8 protein-coding genes and 4 pseudogenes are annotated in these 10,264 nt (G+C 44.4%); 8 read left to right on the top strand and 4 right to left on the bottom strand.

Annotated features, from left to right (window positions below):
• Window positions 1–233 (top strand): annotated as a pseudogene (locus K2Q13_RS06590) (DDE-type integrase/transposase/recombinase); the annotation flags it as partial.
• 820 nt (window positions 234–1,053) lie between these two features.
• Here K2Q13_RS06590 and K2Q13_RS06585 read toward each other — a convergent pair.
• The gene (locus K2Q13_RS06585) at window positions 1,054–1,290 is read right to left on the bottom strand and encodes a thioredoxin family protein (protein ID WP_292920178.1); all 237 of its coding nucleotides are present in this window, start codon (window positions 1,288–1,290) and stop codon (window positions 1,054–1,056) included.
• Window positions 1,291–1,753: 463 nt separating this feature from the next.
• On the opposite strand from K2Q13_RS06585, the gene K2Q13_RS06580 reads away from it, so the two are divergent.
• From K2Q13_RS06580 to K2Q13_RS06560, 5 genes and pseudogenes are all read left to right on the top strand, one after another.
• Window positions 1,754–2,224, top strand: coding sequence for a ferritin-like domain-containing protein (locus K2Q13_RS06580; RefSeq protein WP_292920176.1), 471 nt, complete (start codon window positions 1,754–1,756; stop codon window positions 2,222–2,224).
• A 205-nt stretch (window positions 2,225–2,429) separates the two neighbouring features.
• Window positions 2,430–3,720 (top strand): annotated as a pseudogene (gene istA / locus K2Q13_RS06575) (IS21 family transposase); the annotation flags it as partial.
• Between the two features lie 51 nt (window positions 3,721–3,771).
• Window positions 3,772–4,390: pseudogene (locus K2Q13_RS06570) on the top strand (ATP-binding protein).
• Window positions 4,362–4,568 carry an ATP-binding protein gene (locus K2Q13_RS06565; protein WP_365725440.1) on the top strand — a complete coding sequence of 69 codons (207 nt, stop codon included), beginning with the start codon at window positions 4,362–4,364 and terminating at the stop codon, window positions 4,566–4,568. The pseudogene K2Q13_RS06570 and the gene K2Q13_RS06565 overlap by 29 nt, the downstream one beginning before the upstream one ends.
• A gap of 357 nt (window positions 4,569–4,925) precedes the next feature.
• Window positions 4,926–5,405 carry a DUF768 domain-containing protein gene (locus K2Q13_RS06560; protein WP_292920174.1) on the top strand — a complete coding sequence of 160 codons (480 nt, stop codon included), beginning with the start codon at window positions 4,926–4,928 and terminating at the stop codon, window positions 5,403–5,405.
• A 137-nt stretch (window positions 5,406–5,542) separates the two neighbouring features.
• Here the strand turns inward: K2Q13_RS06560 and K2Q13_RS13315 are convergent.
• Window positions 5,543–5,698: pseudogene (locus K2Q13_RS13315) on the bottom strand (competence protein TfoX); the annotation flags it as partial.
• Between the two features lie 824 nt (window positions 5,699–6,522).
• Between K2Q13_RS13315 and istA (K2Q13_RS06555) the strand changes: the two are divergent.
• The gene (gene istA, locus K2Q13_RS06555) at window positions 6,523–8,052 is read left to right on the top strand and encodes an IS21 family transposase (protein ID WP_292920172.1); all 1,530 of its coding nucleotides are present in this window, start codon (window positions 6,523–6,525) and stop codon (window positions 8,050–8,052) included.
• On the top strand, window positions 8,049–8,870 hold the full coding sequence (gene istB, locus K2Q13_RS06550; RefSeq protein WP_292920170.1) for an IS21-like element helper ATPase IstB: 822 nt from the start codon (window positions 8,049–8,051) through the stop codon (window positions 8,868–8,870). The genes istA (K2Q13_RS06555) and istB overlap by 4 nt, the downstream gene beginning before the upstream one ends.
• A gap of 253 nt (window positions 8,871–9,123) precedes the next feature.
• Here the strand turns inward: istB and K2Q13_RS06545 are convergent, their stop codons facing one another.
• The gene (locus K2Q13_RS06545; RefSeq protein ID WP_292920168.1) at window positions 9,124–9,342 is read right to left on the bottom strand and encodes a hypothetical protein; all 219 of its coding nucleotides are present in this window, start codon (window positions 9,340–9,342) and stop codon (window positions 9,124–9,126) included.
• 311 nt (window positions 9,343–9,653) lie between these two features.
• Window positions 9,654–10,264: site-specific integrase (locus K2Q13_RS06540; protein ID WP_292920166.1), on the bottom strand; the 611-nt coding region annotated here is incomplete at its 5' end.

Raw genomic sequence — 10,264 nt, 5'->3', positions numbered from 1 at the left:
ACTGTAACCGTGAAGGATTAGGGATCGAGGTGGATTTCTCCTTACCCTCGGAGCGTGTTATACGCACGCTGGACCGCGTGATCGAATGGCGTGGCAAACCTAATCGGTTTCGCTGTGACAACGGTCCTGAATACATCAGTGGCGCAGTAATTGCCTGAGCAGAAAAGAAAGGTATACAGCTAGAATTCATTCAACCTGGCAATCCCCAGCAAAATGCTTACATTGAGCGTTATAGGAATTACAAGAGAATAATCATGGGGCAGAATTCCAAATAAGTTCGGTCCAGAGCCTGACTGACGAATTGTTTTGCTTGATTTCCGATAAATATTGAATTTCAACTGTATGATTTAACGGTTTTTGGTGTTTTCAAGTAAAAAATGGATTAGCGATTAGGCTAACACCGATTCTATTTGGTAGGCCGTGCTAGATTAGAACTGGCGACCTTTATCTGTAATATGCCTAGAAACTGAGATACCAACACCAGAGAATACGGAGAAACGATACACAAAATAACAATCGCTCTGAGCTTTCTCGACGACAAACTTGGGTAAGAGAACGAGGCATGTGTCGGTTCAAGTCTGCGGTGGTACAAGCGCAACAATTCCTGGGTGTTCATGCTGCGGTGCGCGATCTATTTAATCTTAACCGTCTCTGGTATCTGCCAGCCATTACCGGAATCTGAAACAAGAAGCTTTTGTGTCCTGGAAAAATATAATGTTATCTTAATGCTAGTAAATTCAGTGCCTTGGCTGACCTTGAGAGTTAACTTGGCAATGCCCAATGTCGATTTATCACCAAGAATCAATGCATTATCTTTAAATGATCGAATTGAATTTTTTGGTCAATGAATGGAATGATAAAGCGGTGTGGTTAATTGGCACATCATGATCCTAAAGGAAGACATGTAGGTGGTTGGATTTCACATAATAATATCTTTATCGGTCATATGTAAACATGATAATAACCAATTGATTAATAATTATTTATGAATGATCTGCGGTTTAACTTGTAGTATGCGCAAACGGTATTACGCACACTACGGTAATAAAAATCTTATTTCAAAGCTTCGATACCCGCGCCAAAGTTGATGTGAAATGGCGTTCCATCCAAAACCAAGGCAGGAACAGATTTAACACCAGCGGATTCTGCTTCAGTCAAACGTGATTTGTCAGTACCAAGATGAACAGATTCAACTTCATATTTCTCTGGATCAAGCGCGTTGGCGACATTTTGTTCTGCCTGAACGCAAACAGGACATCCTGCATGGTAGAAAATGGCTTTGCTTTTCATTAATGTATATCTCCAATAAGTTACTGCTTCAAATTGATGTCACAGCAAGTCCGATATTATAGGATCAAAGCAATGCCTTGCATAGAGCATTCAAGTAATATTGCATGAAAGTAAGGATTTCTTCTAGAATGAGTAATATTAGGGTTTTCTAACATGTTATCTGACGTATTCTAAAGCCGGATTGCCATTTTGTCGCGGTAGAATAGGATTGCAGGATTCAATTAGAGTGGATTAAACCCTTGGTATAGGAAGGACAAACTTCCTGCCAAAACGAATAGAAGAGCTACGAACACTGCAATAAAACCTATGTCGCGTTACGTACCTTTGTGGGATTTAACCCATAGTGCCCCTAGTCGACGCAGAAATTAATCAATTTAAATCAGTTGTGCAAGCTTTTAGCGTATATTTATAGAATATCAAAAGTGGCTATATAGTTGTTAGAACTAAGTAGTGGAGAAACCAAATGGATGAAAAATTTGATAAGCCAGCAGTGCTGAATTGTCTTAGTAAAATCCTCGAGCTAGAGTTGGCTGGTGTAGTACGCTACACTCACTATGCTTTTATGATCTATGGTTACAATCGTATTCCTATTGTTTCCTGGTTGCAGGGACAGGCTGACGAGTCCTTGGTTCATGCTCGGGAGGCAGGTGAGATGATTACCCACTTAGGTGAGCATCCATCGTTGGCAATAGGTCCTTTGCTGGAAACTCATCAGCATGATATTGGCGATATATTGCGTGAATCGCTGGATCACGAACGTGAAGCATTGGCGAGTTACAAAGAATTATTGTCTTTAGTCGAGGGTAAATTTGTGATGTTTGAAGAGTACGCTCGCCGGCAAATCGCTGCAGAAGAAATGCACCAGGGTGAGGTGGACAAAATGCTGCGCAGACCAGGTGCGGTAGCGACTTTTTCAGAGACGAAAGAAATTTAGCCGAAATGCTGGTACTGCCAAGTTAACTTTCACAGGGCACCCAACGCTGGAATTCTCGCCTTTATGCTAACGTAACGTCTGTGAAATATCGGAGTAAAAATGTACCACTGAAGCGCACTGATTTCTGCTGAGATGGCGGAATAAAAGTGTACCAGTCTGATGCCTGTAAGCTAATGCGACTAGCGTTAGATGAAGGGCGAAAAGGATGTATTCAGTGGAACTATACGTAAAGATTCGACGTGCGGTGATGATAGAGGGCAGAAGTGAACGCGAAGTTGCGCGTTATTTTGGTATGCACCGCATGACCGTCAACAAGATGTGCCAATACGCAGTGCCACTTGGCTATCGGCGCAAGAGCGAACGCGTTTCTCCTAAGCTTGCGGTATTCACTGGCATTATTGATGCCATTCAGGAAGCTGACAAACAAGTGCATACCAAGCAGCGCCATACTGCGATTCGTATACTGGAAAGATTGCGGGAAGAGCATGGTTTTACCGGTGGTTATATCATCGTACGCGATTATGTCTACAAGGCTGCCATCCGACAGAAGGAAATGTTTGTACCGCTGACACACCTACCGGGTCATGCTCAAGTAGATTTTGGTGAAGCCGATGGTTATATTGGCGGCAAGCTGGTTCGATTTCATTATTTCTGTCTCGACCTACAGCATTCGGATGATTGCTTTGTCAAAGCCTATCCAACTGAAGATACCGAATCCTTTCTGGATGGGCATGTTGCTGCCTTTGCGTTTTTGGGTGGAGTACCGCAGTCGATCCTGTACGACAACACCACGATTGCTGTGGCCAAGATACTGGGTGGTGGCAAGCGCCAGCGCACCAAGGCATTCAGTGAGTTGCAGAGCCACTATTTGTTTGAAGATAAGTTTGGGCGACCTGGAAAAGGCAATGACAAGGGCAATATTGAAGGAATGATTGGTTTTAACCGTCGGCACTTCATGGTTCCGCTACCCATTGCCGATGATTTTGATGCCTTGAATGCCAAACTACTGGATGGATGCATCAAACGCCAGCAAGCTAGACTGAGAGGTCAAACCGAAACCATTGCTGAACGCATGAAACATGATACCGCTGCACTCATGTTATTACCTGCGGTTGCCTTTGATGCCTACCATAAGATTTCCACCCGCGTATCTTCACAATCTCTTGTGCGTTACCGGAGCAACGACTACTTGGTGCCCACGCAATACGGCCACCGGGAAGTATTGGTTAAAGGTTATGTGGATCACGTCGATATTTGCCTGGGCCGCAAGGAATACATCCAGGTTTTGCGGTTGTTGGAGAATTTTAGCCAAGCGTAAGTTGAGCAGGCAATCAAACAAGCAATAGGCCTAGGTGTCGTGAGTTTTGATGCTATCAAACATCCAATTCTATGCGCTATCGAACGACGACCTGTCAAGCTTGACCCTAGCATTTTACCCGTATCTGCCGAATGCCAGCGTGAAATCCACTGAGGCACGATCGTATTTAAGCTTGCTGCATGCATTCAAGGCAAATCAGCCATCTCCTTTTGGAGATGTATTATGTATTATGACTGAGTCTTCTATTCCCACCATGGTTGCGCCGCAAGTTTTGCTGATCAATCACTTCAAGACGCTAAAGTTGCCGACCTTTGCACGTGAATATGAGAAAGTAGGTATCGAGTGTGCGCATGGGGGCATTGATTATGCATGTTACTTATTACGGTTGTGCGAACTGGAATGCATTGATCGCGAGCGACGCAGTACTGAACGGCGCATACGTCTAGCAAAATTCCCTGTCATTAAAAGCCTGGATACCTTCGACTTTGCTGCGATACCTAGGTTGAACAAATCACTGATACTGGAATTGATGCGCTGTGAATGGATCGACAAGCGCGAAAATATTATTGCGTTAGGCCCCTCAGGCGTTGGCTGCTTGCCAGAAAGGGAAGAGTGTTTCTTTTACGACGACAGCAGCGCTGGTACATGAATTAATGGAAGCGCGTGATGAGAAGCGATTGCGCGCCTTACAAAAATTGCTGACCAACGTTAAGTTGCTAATCATCGACGAGCTGGGTTATGTGCCATTACTGCCATTGGTGCAGAGCTTTTATTTGAGGTGTTTAGCCGCCGCTACGAACATGCTGCTACTCTGGTTACATCGAATTTACTTTTTTACCTTTCGATGAATGGACAAGTGTTCTAGGATCAGAACGACTGGCCGGTGAGTTACTTGATCGCCTGACCCATCATGTGCATATTCTGGAAATGAACGCAGAGTCGTATCGTTTGGCCACAAGTAAGAAACGGCAGAAACAGATGACGCAAACCAAGCCTATAGAAAAGGAGGATACCAGACCGATATAAGTGGTGCGGGAGATATACCGCGCTTTACCTAAAAACCCGGAAAATTAAAAGTTAGAAGTGCAAAACTGGAGGTTAAATCCTCTTCTTATTAACTTAACTGGTACACTTTTGGCGCGTTATTTGGTACCTTTTTACTCCGCCATTGACACCTCAATCAGTTCAGTCTTGTGCATCTATGGAGATTCCTGTTAGTGGTTAGAGAAGCAATTTTTCAATTTAACAGAATATATATTGATAAATCAATAGCTTTTGTATTTTAGTTATTTAAATATGAAAAAATCGGATTGTTGCATTATTGATTTTTTTCCGATGTCTTTTGCTGAGCAATTTTATGCGCTGGCAGAATAAATCTGTCTAGTGACAGAAGCGGACATATCTGCTCACTTGATATGTATTTTTACAGTTAATGCGACAGAACCAATAATACTGCACCATAGTATTGAATACTTCAATACTATGAAGTATTCTTGTATTTACTTGGACCGAAATATCGGTTGGATTATAGTGGCCCGGGAAATCGGCCCAGACTACAATGCAGGAGATAGGTGGGCAATCATGAGCATGCGATTCAATAAGTGGGCATCGAACTGGATCGAGGAAAACATCCCTCCCGGCGCCAATACTGACATCGAGACCTACGAAGCGCGGGCAAAGCGGCTGATGAATGAAATGTTCGCCGAGGCGACCGCGGTCAATTTCAGTGATTTCGAGATCAAAGAAGAGTGGTCGCGCATTGCGCCCCTAGTTCTGGCTGCGGTTTCGGACACCACCGAATTCGACGTCGATGCCTATGCGCTAAAAACACTACTGGCGAATGAGCATGAAGACGGCGACTGAGTCCCGCCATACGACTCGCCCATATACTATATAGTCTTTACCATCATATTCTCTCATTTGAACACTTCCAAACTCATTTCACGCAAGACATAACGTCAAAGATCGCCGGCGCCGAAGACGTCCGGTGCATCGCCTTGTTAGCCGATTTGTGCCTTGAGCTGATGTTTTCTGTACTCACCGATTTCATCCCAATGTTCGTCAGTCAAAGTCCCTTCAAATGAATACAGGTAGTAACAAACCAGCAATATCTCATTCGGATACCTCTCCTTGATCATGCGATGTGTGCCAACAGCACCAACTCGCCTTTAATCGTATTCGGAAAGTATCCCGACTTCATTCAACCGACCGGCAATTCTTTTGCCGATATTTCTGAGGTCTATGAAGTGTTGGCCAAAGAGCATATGGGGACGAAACACGCTGCTGAGCATTCTCACTAACAGACTCGCGTCAGAGAGTGATGTCGCGAATCTAGTCGTTGCTTAACTACATGGCTCCATGATTGACAGTACATATCAAAAAAACTTACAAATAATTATTGATGTCTCTATTTTTTATGTTTGCTATTACCGATCTGGTTACCAATAACACCACCTGTTGACACCGGTCGAAAGTTGACCAGAGGGGAGGTAGATATACCCAGAGGCGGTGTCGTCAGGAAACAATGTCACAACGTTGATGGTATGAATATTGCTTACAACAGGATCAACTTCCAGAAGCATCCCGTAAGGGAATGATCAATAATATTTTGTGTAGATTGAAAATCAGGGAAATGGTGGAATGTAAAACCAAAGACTTAATGGAATATTCTTTTGTTGTGAAGGATATAATATTTGGATACAGCCGTGTCTTAACAGACACGTCTCTGGTTTCTAACCCAGCAACTATAGCTTTATCTTTGGCCGTATAGGTCTTTAAGTTCCGCCTGGATTTCACTTCCTGTCTTGCCTGATTCAGAAAGAAGGGTGATATAGTTTTTCTCGACAGTTATAGAATGTAAATAGCGGTGTAAAAATGTACCACCGAAGCGCACTAAATTACGCGGCGATTGCGGAGTAATAGTGTGCCAGTCCAATGCCTATAAACTGATGCGTTTAGTATCAAGTGGAAGGCGAAAAGGATGTACTCAGTGGAACTATATGTGAAGATTCGACGTGCGGTGATGGTGGAAGGCAGAAGCGAACGCGAAGTTGCACGCTACTTTGGTATTCACCGCAAGACCGTCAAGAAGATGTGCCAATACGCAGCCCCGCCTGGTTATCGACGCAAGAAAGAGCCTGTTTCTCCTAAGCTTGCTCCTTTCACTGGCATCATAGATGCCATACTGGAAGCCGACAAGCAAGTCCATACCAAGCAACGCCATAGCGCGATGCGGATACTGGAACGGTTACGCGATGAGCATGGTTTTACCGGTGGCTATACCATCGTACGTAATTATGTTTATAAGGCTGCCATTCGGCAGAAGGAAATGTTCATGCCGTTGACGCATTTGCCTGGCCATGCCCAGGTAGATTTTGGTGAAGCCGATGGCTATATTGGCGGCAAACTGGTTCGATTCCATTATTTTTGTCTTGACCTGCCACATTCAGATGGCTGCTTTGTTAAAGCGTATCCGACTGAAGATACCGAATCTTTTCTGGATGGGCATATTGCTGCATTTACATTTCTGGGTGGGGTGCCGCTATCGATTTTGTACGACAACACCAGGATTGCTGTAGCCAGGATACTGGGTGATGGCAAGCGCCAGCGTACTAAGGCGTTCAGTGAGTTACAAAGTCACTATCTGTTTGAAGACAAGTTTGGACGGCCTGGTAAAGGCAACGACAAAGGCAATGTTGAAGGCATGGTTGGTTACAGCCGCCGCCACTTCATGGTGCCGTTACCCATTGCCGCTGATTTTGATGCCTTGAATGCCAAATTGCTGGACGGTTGCATCAAACGCCAACAAGCCAAACTGCGAGGCCAAACTGAAACCATCGCTGAGCGTATGAAGCGTGATACTGCTGCATTCATGGCATTGCCTGCGGTTGCCTTTGATGCCTGCCACAAGATTTCCAGCCGCGTATCTTCACAATCTCTTGTGCGTTACCGGAGCAACGACTACTTGGTGCCCACGCAATACGGCCACCGGGAAGTATTGGTTAAAGGTTATGTAGATCACGTTGACATTTGCTCAGGCGCAGACATCATTGCACGCCATGTACGCAGCTACGGTCGGGAAGAGTTCATATACAATCCATTGCACTACCTGGCGTTACTGGAACATAAACCGCGTGCGCTCGATCAAGCAGCACCCTTGCAAGACTGGGTACTGCCCGAAGTATTCGACCGTCTGCGTCGACTGCTGGAAGTGCGCATGGAACGACGGGGTCGCAAAGAATATATCCAGGTTTTGCGGTTGCTGGAGAATTTCAGCCAAGTGCAAGTTGAGCAAGCAATCAAACAGGCGATGGGTCTGGGTGTAATAGGTCTTGATGCGATCAAGCATTTGATTCTGTGCGCGATTGAACGGCGGCCTGCCAAGCTTGACTTGGCATTCTATCCATATTTACCCAGTACCAGTGTGGAATCCACCGAACCGCGATCGTACTTGAGCCTGCTGCAAACACCAAAAGCCAATCATCAACCTGCTTTTGGAGGTTCAGTATGACCGATCCATCAATGCCCACCACAGTTGCCCCACAAGTTTTATTGGTCAATCATCTCAAGACACTAAAGTTACCCACCTTTGCGCGTGAATATGAGAAGGTAGGATTCGAGTGTGCACATGAGGACATTGATTACGCACGTTATTTATTGCGGCTGTGCGAACTGGAATGCATTGATCGTGAGCGGCGAAATACCGAGCGACGCATTCGTCTGGCGAAATTTCCGGCAACTAAAAGTCTGTATACCTTTGATTTTGCTGCGATTTCTGTATTGAACAAATCGCTGGTACTGGAGCTGATGCGTTGTGAATGGATCGACAAACACGAGAATGTCATTGCACTGGGATCCTCAGGCGTCGGCAAGACGCATACGGCGTTAGCCTTAGGATTGGCGGCTTGTCAGAAAGGCATGAGTGTTGCCCTTAAGACAGCTGCTGCACTGGTGCATGAATTGATGGAAGCGCGCGATGAAAAAAGGTTACGTGTATTACAAAAGCAGTTAACCAACGTCAAGTTGTTGATCATCGATGAACTGGGTTATGTGCCATTTACTGCGGTTGGCGCAGAGCTATTATTCGAGGTGTTTAGCCGACGCTACGAACATGCTGCAACGCTTGTAACATCGAATTTGCCATTTGATGAATGGACCAGTGTTCTAGGGTCAGAACGCTTGACTGGTGCATTGCTGGATCGCTTGACTCATCATGTGCATATTCTGGAAATGAATGGAGAGTCTTATCGTTTGGCTACAAGCAAGGAACGGCAGAAACAGACAGCGAAAAACAAACCCATAGAAGAGGAGGAAGCCAATCCAATATAAAGATGTAGAAGTACACTGCGCTTTGACTGAAACTCCAAGAAACAAAAAATCAGAAGCGCAAAACCAAGAGGCGCCCCCCTCTTTTTAATTAACCTAACTGGTACACATTTGGCGCGCTATTTGGTACCTTTTTACTCCGGCATTGACACTGAGGCCTCTCGAATTCTGATCTATGAGTTGTATTCAAGGTAAGTCTCAATAAAAAAAGGCCAATGCATTAATAACATTGGCCTTGTAGGGAGTTACGGGAGTTTTATGCAAAAATTTTCGTGTAAGATCTGCGCACAATATCTTTAGGATCACTAAGAGAAGCAATTACTATATAGCTCACAAAGAACATTACTCCTAAAAAGAACTCCAAATTTATCCCGCTAACTTCTGGCTGAATGGCCGATACTGCTGGTGAAGCACCAAATAAAACCAGACCTAATAGAAACAAACTGAATAGTGCACGAGTTAGAGTATATTTCACAAGAAACTCCTATTAAAGTTAAGAAAATAAAGAAAATATTTAAGCGTTGTATGCATTATAGACTGAACACTTCACAGAAAGTTCACAATATAATGACAATTAATTCACATTCAGCATGTTTCTGTTTAAATCTCTATGAGATCAATTTCTTAGCATTTCGTTTTTTATACAACACATATTTTTATTACTTACGTCGGACTTCTCGTTGCTTCCTTGATTTTGATTGATGCACTTTGAGCCGCCTCGTTCAACACCTTGGAAGAAAGGTGAGAATATCGCTGCGTAACCACGCTCGTGCTGTGTCCAAGTATTTACTGGACCTCGTAAAGTGTTCGGCCACAATTGACGAGAAAGGATGCGTACTGATGACGCAGATCGTGCAAGCGCAGGTGTTTTAGTCCTGCTTTGTCACGCAGTCTCTGCCAAACTTTTTGGATATTCCGATAGGGCATCCCCGTCAGACGATTAATGAACAGATACTCAAACTTGCCTTGAGTGTTCAATTGATTAAGCACTTCGATGGCACTCTCATTGAGGGGTACTCCTCGTAATTTTCTGCTCTTGGCATTGGTTGCCCTGATGGTGAATATGCTTTTTTCCAGATTCACATCACTCCATTTAGCAGAAAGCAATTCATTCAGGCGGCATCCTGTAGATAACAGCAATAAAGCTATCAGACAGACAGGCCGATTCTCATCGGTATGTAGCACCGTGAGCAAGCGTTCCAGTTGTCTATCATCCATATAATGCTCAATCTTGTTATCTTCATGAAACATCGGTATCCGTGACACTGGGTTTTTATCCAGCATCTCCCAATCAATGGCCAGATTAAGGGAATGCTTCAATAATTTAATCTCTTCCGGGTTTAATTCCTCGCCCCTTGGGGCGAAGGCTGGTTGAAAACCAGCAGTCTGAAGAGCGC

This window comes from Nitrosomonas sp. (assembly GCF_019752095.1).
Lineage (GTDB): Bacteria > Pseudomonadota > Gammaproteobacteria > Burkholderiales > Nitrosomonadaceae > Nitrosomonas.
This window is presented reverse-complemented; position numbering and strand designations above follow the sequence as displayed.